Genomic DNA, 14,251 nt, shown 5'->3' on the forward strand with positions numbered 1-14,251 from the left:
AAAGTTTAAGGCTTGGCACCAAAAAAAGGATGCCGCATCAATCCTTCTCGCGGGGCAAACCCGCTAAGTTTCATTCATAACAGTTACAGCGTTTACACCGAATTTAACAAGAAACGTTAAAAAACATACTAGGTGGTATTTTTTAGATACCTTTGTGCTATGCAACAGAATCAAAAATCGGAATTTACAAAACAGACCATTCTTAACGAGTCGTTTAAACTGTTTTATCAAAACGGATTTAAAACTACAAGTGTTGATACGATAATGAAAAGCACGAAACTCACCAAAGGCGCGTTTTATCATCATTATAAAAACAAAAAAGAATTGGGTCTTGCCGTAATTAGTTCAAAGTTGCAAGAACGCGTTTTCAACGGTATGATTGCTCCATTGCAAGAACCAGGAAACGTGATTAGTATTTTGGAGAATACCTTTTCCGAAAGGTTAAAATCATTTTCACTGCACGATAAAAAACATGGTTGTCCAACCAATAACTTCATAAACGAAATTGGCGATTTAGAAAGTGCATATCAAATGGCCTTAAAGCAAATTATAGAAGAGTGGCGCGCCGCATTAATTATCTTAATTGAACGCGGGAAATTAGAAAACAGCATTAAGCAAAGTGTGTCCAGCGAGGCTGTTGCAGTGTATTTAATAAGTGCCTTCGAGGGTGTGCGTGGTATTCGTAAACTATACGATAACGATACTATTCTTGATGAATATATGGTTGGTTTGTCATTTTATATACAACACCTGAAAGTTTAGAATTTTTTTTACAACAAAAACATACTTATAAGTATGTTTTATAAAATATTTACAATATGAAAAACGAGAAGAACACAAGAAGAGATTTTATTAAAAAATCGGCTATGGCTGGTTTAGTAGCGCCGCATTTGGCATTTTCAGCATCAGAAAAAGAAAATATTGAGGTACCTTTAGAGCGTCCGAAAGTATTATTTTTTGATGTCAATGAAACCTTGTTAGATTTAACGGTTATGAAACAAAGTGTTGGAGATGCGCTTGGTGGCCGATCCGAATTATTACCCCTTTGGTTTACAACCATGCTGCAATATTCTTTGGTATCTACAGTAGGTGGACAATATCAAGATTTTGGAATTATTGGTGCGGCGGCATTACAAATGGTAGCCGCTAACCATGGCATTACTATTACGGAAGAGGCTGCAAAAGAATCTATATTAGGCCCTATTCGTTCGTTGCCGGCTCATCCAGAAGTGAAAGCAGCGCTTCAAAAATTAAGAGATGCTGGATATACGTTGGTATCTTTTACAAATTCGTCTAATAAAGGCGTAGAAACGCAATTTAAAAATGCAGGGTTAACCGATTATTTTGATGAACGATTAAGTATTGAGGATATTGGTAAATTTAAACCTCATACCGATGCTTACCATTGGGCTTCACGAAAAATGGGCGTTAATCCAAGTGAGTGTATGCTAGTTGCTGCACATGGTTGGGATATCGCTGGTGCGCTTTGGGCGGGTTGGCGTGGTGCTTTTGTAAGTCGTCCAGGGGCGCAATTATATCCTTTGGCAGTAGCTCCAGAAGTTATAGAATCGGATTTAACATTAATAGCGGAACGCCTTATTGCATTGAAATAACCCCATGAAACATTAAAATATTTATTTAACTAAAGTGCAGATTATGTCATTAGAAAATAAAGTTATTATAGTAACCGGTTCATCAAAAGGAATTGGAAAAGAAGTGGCTATTCAGTTAGCTGCAAAAGGAGCGAAAGTTGTTGTAAACCATTCAAATAGTGCAACAGAAGCGCAAGCCGTGGTTGATGCTATTGTTGAAAATGGCGGGACAGCTTTGGTTGTTAAAGCCGATGTTAGTAAAAAAGAGGACGTAACTCATTTATTTAATACGGCTATTGAAGCTTATGGCCGTGTTGATGTGTTGATAAACAATGCTGGAATTATGCGAAGTAAACTCTTAAAAGATAATACGCAAGATGATTTCACTAAACAGTTTGATGTTAATGTGCGTGGTGTTTTTAATACTTTACAAGAAGCAAGTAGTAAGTTGGCCGATAACGGAAATATTATAAATGTGTCGTCTAGTACGGTAAAATTAATGTTTCCTACGTATGCGCTTTACTCGGCGTCTAAAGCTGCAGTAGAGCAAATGACACGTGTGTTTTCTAAGGAAATTGGTCGTGGTATTTCGGTAAATGCGATTGCACCTGGAGCTACGGAAACAGAACTGTTTTTAAAAGGGAAATCGGATGAGTTTATTGATAAATTGAGCAGTATGAATGCTTTTAATAGATTGGCTAAACCGATTGATATTGCAAACGTAATTGTGTTTTTAGCAAGCGATGAGTCTAAATGGATTTCGGGGCAAGTTATTGGCGCTAACGGGGCGTTGGTTTAATTCTACTTTAAATAATATATCTTCTGTTATTTCGACGATAGAAGACATTACAGATATTTCGTCTACAAAGATTTTGTGATGTCTCCTTACGTCGAAATGACTTTTAAAAGTACACAGAAACTATAGAACATGTAATAGTGCTAGCGGATTGTTGCAAAAGCGATAGTAGCGGCATCCTTTTTGTTTTTCGCAAAAAGATACAGCGGATAGCGGGGTGGCTTGCCATTTGCCCTGATTTTTATAATTGAACTGTTTTAGGGTTTATTCTGTGAATTGATAACCTGCAAAATTTTCTAAAACGGTATCGAAAGCCGCAAAAACATCTTCGGAATGATCGGATGTTACCATTTTCATGCGGTGTTCCTTAAAGTGTGGAATGCCTTTGAAATAGTTGGTGTAGTGGCGACGGGTTTCGAAAACGCCAAGGGTTTCGCCTTTCCAGTCGATGGCCATTTGTAAGTGACGACGGGCGGCTTCTACGCGTTCTTCTAAACTTATTGGTGCTAGATGTTCTCCGGTGTTAAAAAAGTGCTTTACTTGCTTAAAAAACCAAGGATTTCCGATGGTAGCACGACCGATCATGCAGCCGTCTAAGCCGTACTCGTCTCGCATTTCCATGGCACGTTCTGGCGTGGTAACATCGCCATTTCCGAACACAGGAATGTGCATTCGTGGGTTGTTTTTTACTTGCGCAATAGGTTTCCAGTCGGCATCGCCTTTATACATTTGAGCGCGCGTGCGGCCATGTATGGCAATGGCTTTACAGCCTACATCTTGTAAGCGTTCGGCTACTTCTAAAATACGAATAGAATCGTGATCCCAGCCTAAACGGGTTTTTACGGTTATTGGAATATTGGTGCGTTTTACCATTTCGGCGGTAAGTTGCTCCATTAAACAAACATCTTTTAGAATGCCTGCTCCTGCGCCTTTACTGACTACTTTTTTTACGGGGCAACCAAAATTAATATCGATAATATCGGGTTTAGATTCGGCTACAATATCTATGGTTTGTAGCATGCTATCTAAGTTTGCTCCAAAAATTTGAATGCCTACAGGGCGTTCTTTTTCGTAAATATCGAGTTTCATAACGCTTTTTGCGGCGTTACGAATTAAACCCTCGCTGGATACAAACTCGGTGTAAACCACATCGGCGCCTTGTTCTTTGCAAAGTGCGCGAAATGGCGGGTCGCTAACATCTTCCATTGGCGCTAAAAGCAATGGGAAATCGGGCAATTCTATGTGATCTATTTTTACCAATGGGTTCTGTTTTTGGGCAAAATTAAGGTTTTTTACTTAAATGTATTGGGTTTTATACAACCGGATAATTTTTAATGACTTTGGCTTTAAATTAATGCTCGTCTAATTCGGTGATTTTCTTTTCGTAGAGGTTTTTACTTTCTACAATAGCTACATTTAGCTCTTGCATAATACCGTCTACACGATCTTCAATACTTTTCATTTGTCCGTTAATAGAATCGAAAGAATTTAATGCTGCAGCAACTTCCAAAGCTTTAACAACTTCAACGGCATCGTTATGCAAAAGTTTTAGTTTATCGATGGCTTTAGAGGTGTTGGCTAGTGTGGCATTGTATTTTGTTTTAGCTTTATTTATAGCCGATAAGAGTGTGGTTTTACTTTGTTCATCGCTTAAACTATTGGTTTGGGTTTCCATAGCGGTAAATAAATTGGCCGCTTTAGTTTTTAAATCTTCGAATTCTTTATTTAAATTCGTTACGCGTTTATCCACCTTTTCCCAATCGCCATAAACTTTTGCAAATTCTTTATCTTCGTTTTTAGCATCTTCTAAAGCTAATTTTAAAGCGCCTAAAGATTCCAAACCTTTGTTTACGTTTTTGTTGGCGACTTCTTTTTTGCTTTCGAACGTAGCAACTTGAGATTTGAATTTGTCTTTTAATCGAATTAAATCTTCTGGGCTTTTATCTTTCCAACAAGAGGTTAAAACAAGGAAGAGAGAGAGTATAGCAATTGACTTTTTAAACATGAATTTTTGTATTGATTGTTAGTGCAAAATTAATGTTTATTTCTTAATTATCTCTTTTGATGCTTTATGCGCCATTATTTTGTTTGGTTGAAAAACAAATCTCTCCTTAAAATAATCTATTTTTTAATAGAATAGGTTGTTTTTACCACAACCGGAATACCGCTTGCCGTAATGCCTTCTAAACTTAATTTTACATTAGTTTCAACCCGAGTATTGTAATAATGAAGTTCTGAAATACCTGTAGTATCAGGATGAACATACGGGTTCCAATATAGTGTGTTACGTATAGAGGCGTTTTTATCTTTACTATCGGCTATAATCTCTAAATCGGGTGAATAAAAAATACGCCCTTCATAATAACCTTCTATGTGTTTATTTACGGTTTGTAAGGCTTCTTTAGGACTTTCGTTACCAAAATTAGAATTTGAATTGTGTGTTGTATAAATCTTAATAGAGCCATATTGTCCTTCTTTTCCATACATCATAGTTGAAACAGCGCTGTTGTCATATTCTATTTTCAGGACTTCTTCGGGTTGGATATCGGTTAACATGGAAATAATTATATCCGTTCCTTCTACTAATGGGTTTAGTATGCGGTTTTGATCTATTAATATTAATGCACCTGCAGGGTTTCGGCTAAATTTAATGACTTCACGATTACCAACATCGAGTGTTGGAATGGCGTATTCTAACAATTCAAAAATACTTGCAAATTTTGGCGAGCTTTCATCTACAACATAGCCATTGGTTATATTGCTTTGTATGTTAATGTCTTCGCCTGCTTTTGCTTTTTTTCCGGTAACTTCAATTGCATTTAAAACATTTTCAGGCATAACATTAAAGTCAATATATTTTTTATAAATATTTTGTTTAACCTGTTTTACTTCTGGTGAAAAACTAATGGTTGGTATTTTAGGTATCGGACTAACATTCATGGGAGATTTAAAAATAGAATCTAAAACAAACATGCCGTTTTTCTTTCCTCTTTTGTTTTTAGTAGTGAGTATAACTCTGGCTTTACCTATAATATCTAGGTTTTCGAAATTAAACATGCCTAAGGAATCTGTAATCTTATTTAAGGTTTTTATACTTTTATTGAATAAGGTTAGAGAAATTGTATTACCAACGCTTGGTTTGGGAAAGAAAAGATGCTTAACACGTCCTGAAATATTAATGCCTTTTTCAACTTTGAAATCTGGGTTTTCAATAACTTTTCGGTCTTGTTTCCAAAGAAAATCGCGCCAACCTTGTGTTAATAGCAGCATATCTAAATGCGGCAATCGAGCAGTATTATTAGCATCGAAATAATAGCCAGGGTTATACACTTTACCCTTAATATCAGATTCCATTAAAAAATAAGAACTGATATTGCTTTCGTTGTTATTTAAACTTTTTTCACCATTAAGATCGGTTACCGCTAGTGAATAACTTGCAGGAACTGCTGCGCCTGAATTATCTGTTGATGTTATGTTTACAGTAACTTTCTCGTTTGGTTTGTACGTGGTTTTATCTGTGGTTAAATCTACTTTTACATTTTCGTTTTTTTCTACATAAACTAAACGTTCGCTTTGTGGTTTTAAATCACTATCGAATAACGTGATTTGACTAATGCCTTCCGGAAGTTCGGCTTGAGGTAATTCTAGCAATAACTTGGTGTTTGATAAGGCTAGTTTTTCTTCAAAATATAAAAGTCCTTTAGATTTATAATGCAATGTAATGGGTTTTTCGGCATGCTCTAAACGTGTAGCTTCGTTGGTTTTTATGGTGATGATGCTTCGGCCTTTGATATCGTTATAACTTAACAGGATTCCTTTTGAATCTGCAGCAGGAAGAGGGACTTCTATGTCATTGTGGTTTGTAGCTGTTATTTTAGTGTAATATGTTTTGCCTGCCTCAGGTTGTAGTTGAAAAACGCCCATGCCATCGTGAACACTCATAAAAAAAGTAATAAGTTCGTTGTTAGAATCAAACACTTTGCCTTGTACTTTTATTGGATTTCCGTAAAGGTCTACCGCTTTAAAAGCGACAACACTTGGTACATCTTGGATAAGCGATCCGCCTTCTGGAAAAAACTGAACTTTTAAAGTTTCTTTTTCGTTTGTAGTAGAATTGGTGCTATTTGTTTCTGAACTCTCAGCAGTTGCTTCGCTACTGGTTTCTGTAAACTCATTAAACACATCAAGAACTTCAATGTCTTTTTTGAAAACAAAATCTTTGCCAAAATTTCGACTCCAATTGGTGTATGCTCTTATTTGATATTTACCGGGTTTTACACCTGCGGCTTTGGTTAGTTCAAAATCACCATGACCCAATCCGCCTAATAATTTAGTGGTATTTCGGGTGATTATTTTGGAGTCGGCCGAAATTAATTCTACATAAAGAATGTTACTGTGATTAAATAAAAAATTGTTGTAAGCATAAACCGTATATGCTTTATACCATAGCGATTCGCCAGCAACGTATTTCGATCTGTCGGTGTGAATATACGTTTTTTCAATATCTGGAATTGTATTTTTTTCTTGAGAAAATAGCGATGTGGTGGAGACTATAATTATAAAAAAGCATTTCAGTAGTTGGTTCATGTACAGTATGCGAATTAGGTGTTTTAAGTAAAATTTTTATAATATAAGATTATTTCTATAATTAAGCGGTAGCCATAAATAAATAAATAAATAAGACTTAAAAACGCTGTAAAGGTTTAGTTTTGAGACTGTATAAATAATATTTGTCTAGTTTCTTTAAGAAATACAATTGCATAATGCGTAATATTTCTTCTTGTTAAGTATTATTTTGATCGTAATCAGTTTTGCGCTCTGTAGTATTTGTGATGACCAAAAATTAACCTAAAAACGGGTTAAAAGTAAAGCAGTACCTTTACAAAAAAACTTTCCCCATGAAAAAGAACCTACTTCTACTTTCTGTCGTTTTTGCTGTGCTTTTCAGTTGCAGTGTATTAGATGAGTTAACTAAATTTGATCTAGACTTACAAACGCGATATTCCATTCCAGCTTCAACAATAGTGAATGTTCCGGCGAGTTTAGCAACACCTGACGTAACCACAGAATCGGAATCGACTTTTGAAAATAACAACACCAATAAAGATTTAATTGAAAGCATTAAGCTGAAAAATATAAAATTAAGCATTGAAACACCAGAAGATGGGAACTTTAATTTCTTGAAAGAAATTCATGTTTATATAGAAGCAGATGGCTTGGACGAGTTAGAAATAGCGAATATGTACGATTTAGAAAACACAAACTCTAGCGCTCTAGATTTGGATGTTTTAGACCAAGAGTTGAAAGCATATATTAAAAAAGATTCATACAGTTTACGGGTTAAAACCACTATTGATGAAACAGTAAGCGAAACTCATGAGATTATTATAGATACCAAATTTAGGGTTGATGCTAAAATATTAGGTTTGTAAATTGTTTTATAGATTGACTATAAGTAGTTTTTATCTAGGTTTATACGGTTATGCTGCTTTTGGTTATTTTTCAATAGCATAATTAGTTTTTACAACCACCGGGACACCTGTAGCCGTAACGCCTTCAATAGTAATTTTTACATTAGTTTCTACGGCGCTATTGTAATAGCTTGTTTGGGTAGTTCCTGTTTCACCCGGATGTAAGTATGGATTCCAGTATAACGTGTTTCTAACGGCTTCTTTTTGGTTTTCAAAGGAAATAGATTTAGGCTCTGGAGTATAAAAAACACGAGCCTCATAGAATCCTTCTAATTCTTGTTTTATGGTATGATTAACGTTTTTAGTCCTATTAAGCGCACCTTCTTTGGTGTAAATTAATATGACACCATTTGCGCCGTCAGATCCAAAAATTACTGTGCTCGCGCTGTTAAAAGATTCTATTTTTGCAACATCATCGGGTTGCATAAAGGAAATATCGCTTTGTGGCCATGGCACACCGTCAACCATTATTTGTGCTGGTCCATTGTTTCTTGCAAATTTAATGGAGCTACCACTGATGCTTAAACCCGGAACGGTAAATTGAATAAGTTGATAAATTGTTGAAAACGATCGGACTTCATCATCAAAGGAATAACTATGGTCGGGAGAGCCATAAATACTCTTAGGTTCTTCCTTTTTCTTTCCGGTTATTTCAATTTCATCTAAAACGTTTTCTGTCATTACACCAAAGGAGACATATTTTTTTAAAACATGTTCTTTTAGAACTTCTGTTTGTATGGTTTCGGGCTTTATAAGTGCTGGTTTAAAGTTTACTGCCATAGGTGCTCTCGTGTCATCTAAAGATATCATTCCCTTTCCTTTTCCTTTGTCGTTTACGGAACTCAATATCATATCAGATTTTCCGTAAAACATTAAATCATTAAACCTAAATTGACCTAATTCATCGGATATGGCGGTGAGCATATTTAATTTACCTTTATTATATAAGGTCAAAGTAATATGATTATCGGGTTTGCCTTTATTACCAAAAGTTTGAGTTAGTCTGCCTTTTAAATTAAGGCCTTGCTCACTCAAATACGGAGCTCTATTGTCTTTAAATTTAGGCATTTCTTTCCATAAAAAATCTCGCCAACCTTGTGTTGATAATAGTAAGTCTAATTTATCAAGTCGGCTAGGGTTGTTTTTATCAAAGTAATGTCCTGGGTTGTGTACTTTACCTTTAATATCAGACTCCATTAAATAGTAAGAACAAATATTTGAGGTTAGGCTATTATCTTCCAAACCATTCATATCAATACTACTTAAAGAATAGCTGGCAGGCACCGCTTCGCCTGTTTTTGTTTTTGATGAAACGGTAACCGTTACCTTTTCATTGGGTTTGTATATTTTTTTATCAGTATTAAGGGTGATGTTGAGATCATCATTTTGATCAATAAAAATAAGACGTTCGCTTTGTGGGCGTTCGTTGGCATCAAATAAAGTGATTTGATTTATGCCTGCGGGAAGTTGAGCTTTTGGAATTTCGAACCAAACAGTGTTATTGGTAATGGGTTGTTCTATTTCAAAATATGTCACGCCTTTAAATGTGCAAATAATTTTAATAGGTTTATTTTGCTCACTTAAAAGGGTGTTATTATTGGTTTTAACCACAATCATTTGTTTGTCTTTAACTTGTCTAGAGCTTAAAACATAACCTTGAGGTCTTACTTGTGGTAGCATCGTTTTTACATCTTCATTACCATTTATGCTGGATGTTTTTGCATAATAGCTATCTCCTTTTGTTGGGGTTAATTGAAATTTTCCCATACCATCATGAATGGTTCTAAAAATAGTAACTAACGAATCATTAGCGGTGTAAATTGCGCCCTCTACTTTCATAGGGAAACCGTTGTTGTCCACTGCTTTTAATGATATTACACTATTAACATCTTCTAAAAGAGAGCCGCCTTCAGGAAAAAACTGAATATTTAAGGGGTGTTTTATTTCTTCAGATTTTGTTTTGTTTTTTTTAGATTTAGCAGAGGTTTTATTGTCTTCTTGGCTGCTGTAAACACTTAAAATTTCAATTTCTTTGTTGAAAATAAAGCTTTCGTCAAAATTTCTGTTCCAATTGGTGTAAGCACGTAATTGATAAGTGCCTGGTTTTTTTACCCCTGTAGAATCGGTTAGTTTAAAGTCGCCATTACCTAAGCCATCTTCTAATTTTGTTTTGTTTCGTGCAATAATTTTAGAGTCAGAATCTATTAATTCTACATACAAAATTTTGCTTTTACTATAAAGTTGATTGTTGTAAGGGTATACGGAATAGGCTTTATACCACAACGATTCGCCAAGTGTATAATGAGTTTGATCGGTGTGCAAGTATATGCTTTCAATATCTGGTACTTCCTTTTTTTCTTGTGCATTTACCGCAGAGGCAGTAACAATTAATAAAATAATGCTTTTAGTTATTAGGTTTAATTTTTTTATTAGCTGGTTTGGCATTATAAAATGAAGATGTTTAAAAATGGTTAACTTTTAAGATTGTTAATTAGACTTTAAAAACACCCAAAGGTTTAATTTTGAATTGAATAAATGTTGTAGTAAGGTTGAAATGGAAAATAGAAACGCTGATTTTTTAGGGTAGATAGGTTGAATGTTGTTGGTAAGAATTTAAGTTTACATATTAAATGATGCTAACAAGAAAATTTACAAACAGCTATTTTTCGTTTTTATATGTTTTAAGTTCGAGGTTTTCACCATCGAAAACACCATAGGTGAAATATTGAATCCAATCGCCAATGTTGAGGTATTGGGAATCTTGACCTAAATTAACCTCCATAGGTAGGTGGCGGTGCCCGAATATAAAATAATCGCGGTGCTTACTTTCTAGTTTTAGTTTAGCGTACTGTACAAGCCACTCGTTGTCTTCTCCTAAGAATTTGGCGTCGTCGTCGCCAGAAATAAGTTTGTTTTTTACCGATAAATATTGCGCAATACCTACACCAATATCGGGATGTAACCAACGAAAAAGCCATTTAAAAAATGGGTTGGTAAACACTTTTTTCATGCGTTTGTAACCTTTGTCGTGTGGACCTAAACCATCGCCATGACCAATAAAAAACACTTTGTTGTTAAAGGTGAATTCTTTTGGTTTGTGGTAAACGGGTATGTTGAGTTCTTCTTCAAAATAACCATTCATCCAAAGGTCGTGGTTGCCTACAAAATAGTGAATTGGGATTCCCGAATCGGATATTTCGGCTAGTTTTCCAAGGGTTCGGGTGAAGCCTTTTGGGACTACGGTTTTGTATTCGAACCAGAAATCGAAAAGGTCGCCTATTAGAAATATTACGGCTGCATCGTGCTTGATTTCATCTAACCACGCAATGAATTTTTTTTCGCGAGGATAAGATGCTTCTTTTGTGGGTGCGCCTAAATGATTATCGGAGGCGAAATATATTTTTTTTCCTTTGGGAATTTGCATGCTGTAAATATAACTTTTTTAGGCGGAAAATTAATATTTTGGTTTTTGAACTGCCCTTAGCAGATAAGCCCGCGTTAGGGATTGATGCGGCATCCTTTTTTTATCTTTTTGGCTTAAATCGTATTTTAAAAACTGTGGTGGATTTAATATCTAGGCTGTTTTATTTTAGGTTGACCAAAAAAAGATATAGCGGAAAGCCCGACCCTTGTGGTAACGCCCAAATTATTTTAAAGATTTAATCGAAAAGGGCTTTTAATTCTGAGGCTTGACTTGGTTTTATTTTTCCGGCTAAAAGCAGACTTAATTGTTTGCGGCGTAGTGCGGCAATGAAACGTTCTTTTTCGAGTTCGGTTTCTGGAGAAACTTCTGGAACAGGTATAGGTCGTCCTGTTTCGTCTACGGCTACAAAGGTGTAAATGGCTTCGTTGGCTTTGGCGCGGTCGCCAGATTCGCGATCTTCGATCCAAACGTCGATATAGACTTCCATTGAGGTTTTAAAGGCGCGTGATACTTTGGCTTCTACGGTTACAACGCTACCTAGTGGTATGGCGCGGTTAAAGGCTACGTGGTTTACAGATGCGGTTACTACGATGCGGCGCGAGTGGCGACGAGCGGCAATACTGGCTGCACGATCCATTCGGGCTAGTAATTCGCCTCCAAAAAGGTTGTTTAATGGGTTGGTTTCACTAGGTAAAACCAAATCGGTCATTACGGTTCTAGATTGTTCGGGTGTTTTTGCTTGCATCAAAAAAATTAGGTTTATGATGTGGCAAAGTTAACAATAATGGGAGTAAAACATGCGGGTTTTAAGAAAACTAATTTAGTTTTTCTACCAATAACCAAGCGTCTTTATTATGTTTGCTTTTTATACTGTTTAAAGCTCTTGTAGCTTCTAAACGAGTTTCGTAACTAGCATAAACTACTTGGTGTAAGCCGTATTTGTTGGTGCCTATTTTACGCGCATCGAATCCGTCAGCTTTAAGATTTGATACAATTTTGTCGCAGTTTTCTTCTACTCTAAAAGCACCTGCTACAATATGGAAATTACCCGATTGTTTGGCAACATCTAAAGTAATAGCTGGTAATGGGTTTAGGTTAAAAGTGGCTTGTTGTATTTTTGTGTCTAACTGTTTTGTAGCTTCTTGTTGTGCTAATTGGTTATGTGTTTCAATTTGATTTACATAAAAATTAGAAGCAACTAATCCGCCAAGAGTTAAAGCAACTACAGCTATAGCAGCATATTTTAAATACGATTTTCTTTTGCGTTTTTCGTTAGTTACAGCAATTGGAATTACTTTTTCTATACGTTCGGCTTCAGCTTTGTAAACTTCGCGTGTTACAGCAGGCGTTTCAAATTGAGATAAACCAAAAGCATCGGTTAAATAGTTTAAATGGTACGATGGTTCGAATAAAATACGACCTTCGTTATTGTAAACAACTTCCCCTATGTTTTCAAAGGTTAAAGTTTCACCTTCGGTTAGGTATGCCTTTAAAGTTTTAACGCGTTTTGCAATTTTTTTGTTGGCTACTTCAAAAGGAACTTTTTCTACATCGGCAATGTAATGTGCTAATAAACCATCGTTTTTTTGAATTTGCTCGTTAAAAGATAATACTTTTTTAGGAGGAAAAAACGCATTCGTGGCTTCGTCGATAGTTGCAGATACGGATTGTGTTAAAAATGAACCAAATCCTGGAATGGTTACGCATTCGTATCTAAATAATAAGTCGCTTATGTAGTTTTCTAATTGCATAGAACAAAGTTAGAAAATAATAGTTTTCGGTAAAATTTATAACAATGTTTTTATTAACAGATTAAAAATTCTTTTATTGTATATTGAAAATAAGACTTTTAGAATGACAGAAAATAACCTGCTTTATGCTTTAGCCCTACAACATGTGCCTAATATTGGAGACATTACAGCAAAACGATTAATTGCACATTGTGGTTCTGCGGAAGCTGTTTTGAATGAAAAAAGACAGAATTTGGTTAAAATTGATGGTGTTGGTAAGGTTATTTTAGATAGTTTGGCTAAAACACACCATTTAAAAGAAGCAGAGAAAGAACTTCGTTTTGTTGAAGAAAACCATATAAAGGCCTTGTATTTTGAAGAAGAAGATTATCCTTCTAAATTAAAACATTGTATTGATGGGCCAATTGTACTATTTCAATCGGGAAATATTAATTTGAAACAACAGCGTATTATTAGTATTGTTGGCGCTCGAAAAATTACAACACAAGGTGTCGCCTTTTGCGAAAAATTGGTAGAAACGTTATTGCCTTACAATCCTGTTATTGTTTCAGGTTTTGCCTACGGGGCAGATATTACCGCGCATAAAGCCGCTATAAAACATAATTTACAAACCGTGGCATGTTTGGCGCATGGCATGGACCAAATTTATCCGAAAGTCCATAAAAAGTACATGGTAGATATGGAGAAAAATGGTGGCTTTTTCACCGATTTTTGGAGTACGGATACCTTTGATAGAAATAATTTTTTAAAACGAAATCGGGTGATTGCCGGATTAAGCGAAGCAACTATTGTGATAGAATCTGCCGAAAAAGGCGGAAGTTTGGTAACGGCAGATATTGCGGTATCATATAATCGGGAGTTATTTGCTGTGCCAGGCCGAACTACGGATATACAAAGTGTTGGTTGTAATAATTTGATAAAACAGCAGCGTGCACACATGCTTACAACACCTTTAGATGTGCCTTATATTTTAAATTGGCAATTGGAAAATGCTCAAAAACCTGCGATTCAAAAACAGTTGTTTGTTGAATTGGATGATACAGAGCGAACAATTTATAATTACTTAAAAGATAACGAAAAACAACAGCTCGATGTGATTGCCATTAATTGTAATTTACCCACTTTTAAATTGGCTAGCATTTTATTATCCATGGAATTGAAAGGCGTTGTAAGGCCGTTGCCGGGAAAATTGTTTGAGATTATTTAGCAAGCTTTTT

General features: G+C 35.5%; 12 protein-coding genes. 5 read left to right on the top strand and 7 right to left on the bottom strand.

From position 1 onward, the window contains the following. Nucleotides 1–159: 159 nt before the first annotated feature. From QWY92_RS06335 to QWY92_RS06345, 3 genes are read left to right on the top strand one after another with little or no spacing between them, the layout of a single operon-like run. A complete protein-coding gene (locus QWY92_RS06335) occupies nucleotides 160–762 on the top strand; it encodes a TetR/AcrR family transcriptional regulator (RefSeq protein ID WP_290269455.1) in 603 nt (200 codons plus the stop codon). Between the two features lie 56 nt (nucleotides 763–818). Next, nucleotides 819–1,613 (top strand): haloacid dehalogenase type II, encoded by a 795-nt coding sequence (locus tag QWY92_RS06340; RefSeq protein ID WP_290269457.1) that lies wholly within the window; start codon nucleotides 819–821, stop codon nucleotides 1,611–1,613. A 43-nt stretch (nucleotides 1,614–1,656) separates the two neighbouring features. Next, a complete protein-coding gene (locus QWY92_RS06345) occupies nucleotides 1,657–2,391 on the top strand; it encodes an SDR family oxidoreductase (protein ID WP_336622090.1) in 735 nt (244 codons plus the stop codon). Nucleotides 2,392–2,652: 261 nt separating this feature from the next. Here the strand turns inward: QWY92_RS06345 and dusB are convergent, their stop codons facing one another. From dusB to QWY92_RS06360, 3 genes are all read right to left on the bottom strand, one after another. Continuing rightward, the gene (gene dusB, locus QWY92_RS06350) at nucleotides 2,653–3,648 is read right to left on the bottom strand and encodes a tRNA dihydrouridine synthase DusB (RefSeq protein ID WP_290269459.1); all 996 of its coding nucleotides are present in this window, start codon (nucleotides 3,646–3,648) and stop codon (nucleotides 2,653–2,655) included. A gap of 91 nt (nucleotides 3,649–3,739) precedes the next feature. Then, nucleotides 3,740–4,393, bottom strand: coding sequence for a hypothetical protein (locus QWY92_RS06355; protein ID WP_290269461.1), 654 nt, complete (start codon nucleotides 4,391–4,393; stop codon nucleotides 3,740–3,742). 116 nt (nucleotides 4,394–4,509) lie between these two features. Next, nucleotides 4,510–6,975 (bottom strand): hypothetical protein, encoded by a 2,466-nt coding sequence (locus QWY92_RS06360; RefSeq protein ID WP_290269462.1) that lies wholly within the window; start codon nucleotides 6,973–6,975, stop codon nucleotides 4,510–4,512. Between the two features lie 311 nt (nucleotides 6,976–7,286). Here QWY92_RS06360 and QWY92_RS06365 point away from each other — a divergent pair, with 311 nt between their 5' ends. Further along, on the top strand, nucleotides 7,287–7,820 hold the full coding sequence (locus QWY92_RS06365; protein ID WP_290269465.1) for a hypothetical protein: 534 nt from the start codon (nucleotides 7,287–7,289) through the stop codon (nucleotides 7,818–7,820). Between the two features lie 63 nt (nucleotides 7,821–7,883). Here QWY92_RS06365 and QWY92_RS06370 read toward each other — a convergent pair whose 3' ends face one another. The 4 genes from QWY92_RS06370 to QWY92_RS06385 all read right to left on the bottom strand — a co-directional run bounded on the left by QWY92_RS06370 (nucleotide 7,884) and on the right by QWY92_RS06385 (nucleotide 13,034). Further along, nucleotides 7,884–10,304, bottom strand: a complete 2,421-nt coding sequence (locus QWY92_RS06370; RefSeq protein WP_290269467.1) for a TonB-dependent receptor — start codon at nucleotides 10,302–10,304, stop codon at nucleotides 7,884–7,886. Nucleotides 10,305–10,518: 214 nt separating this feature from the next. Continuing rightward, nucleotides 10,519–11,283, bottom strand: coding sequence for a UDP-2,3-diacylglucosamine diphosphatase (locus QWY92_RS06375; RefSeq protein ID WP_290269469.1), 765 nt, complete (start codon nucleotides 11,281–11,283; stop codon nucleotides 10,519–10,521). A 235-nt stretch (nucleotides 11,284–11,518) separates the two neighbouring features. Then, a complete protein-coding gene (locus QWY92_RS06380) occupies nucleotides 11,519–12,028 on the bottom strand; it encodes an acyl-CoA thioesterase (protein WP_290270003.1) in 510 nt (169 codons plus the stop codon). 70 nt (nucleotides 12,029–12,098) lie between these two features. Then, entirely contained in the window at nucleotides 12,099–13,034 is a 936-nt protein-coding gene (locus tag QWY92_RS06385) for an HU domain-containing protein (RefSeq protein ID WP_290269471.1), read from the bottom strand. Between the two features lie 103 nt (nucleotides 13,035–13,137). On the opposite strand from QWY92_RS06385, the gene dprA reads away from it, so the two are divergent. After that, nucleotides 13,138–14,241, top strand: a complete 1,104-nt coding sequence (dprA, locus tag QWY92_RS06390; protein WP_290269473.1) for a DNA-processing protein DprA — start codon at nucleotides 13,138–13,140, stop codon at nucleotides 14,239–14,241. The last annotated feature ends 10 nt before the right edge of the window (nucleotides 14,242–14,251 follow it).

Origin of the sequence: Algibacter miyuki (assembly GCF_030409805.1) — a bacterium.
Classification (GTDB): Bacteria; Bacteroidota; Bacteroidia; order Flavobacteriales; family Flavobacteriaceae; genus Algibacter; species Algibacter miyuki.

What these genes read in the sequence shown, in the direction of transcription:
- QWY92_RS06360 (WP_290269462.1), bottom strand. Translation starts at nt 6,975, where the DNA reads ATGAACCAACTACTGAAATGCTTTTTTATAATTATAGTCTCCACCACA.
- dprA (WP_290269473.1), top strand. Translation starts at nt 13,138, where the DNA reads ATGACAGAAAATAACCTGCTTTATGCTTTAGCCCTACAACATGTGCCT.
- QWY92_RS06380 (WP_290270003.1), bottom strand. Translation starts at nt 12,028, where the DNA reads ATGCAAGCAAAAACACCCGAACAATCTAGAACCGTAATGACCGATTTG.
- QWY92_RS06340 (WP_290269457.1), top strand. Translation starts at nt 819, where the DNA reads ATGAAAAACGAGAAGAACACAAGAAGAGATTTTATTAAAAAATCGGCT.
- QWY92_RS06355 (WP_290269461.1), bottom strand. Translation starts at nt 4,393, where the DNA reads ATGTTTAAAAAGTCAATTGCTATACTCTCTCTCTTCCTTGTTTTAACC.
- QWY92_RS06375 (WP_290269469.1), bottom strand. Translation starts at nt 11,283, where the DNA reads ATGCAAATTCCCAAAGGAAAAAAAATATATTTCGCCTCCGATAATCAT.
- QWY92_RS06370 (WP_290269467.1), bottom strand. Translation starts at nt 10,304, where the DNA reads ATGCCAAACCAGCTAATAAAAAAATTAAACCTAATAACTAAAAGCATT.
- QWY92_RS06335 (WP_290269455.1), top strand. Translation starts at nt 160, where the DNA reads ATGCAACAGAATCAAAAATCGGAATTTACAAAACAGACCATTCTTAAC.
- QWY92_RS06345 (WP_336622090.1), top strand. Translation starts at nt 1,657, where the DNA reads ATGTCATTAGAAAATAAAGTTATTATAGTAACCGGTTCATCAAAAGGA.
- QWY92_RS06365 (WP_290269465.1), top strand. Translation starts at nt 7,287, where the DNA reads ATGAAAAAGAACCTACTTCTACTTTCTGTCGTTTTTGCTGTGCTTTTC.
- QWY92_RS06385 (WP_290269471.1), bottom strand. Translation starts at nt 13,034, where the DNA reads ATGCAATTAGAAAACTACATAAGCGACTTATTATTTAGATACGAATGC.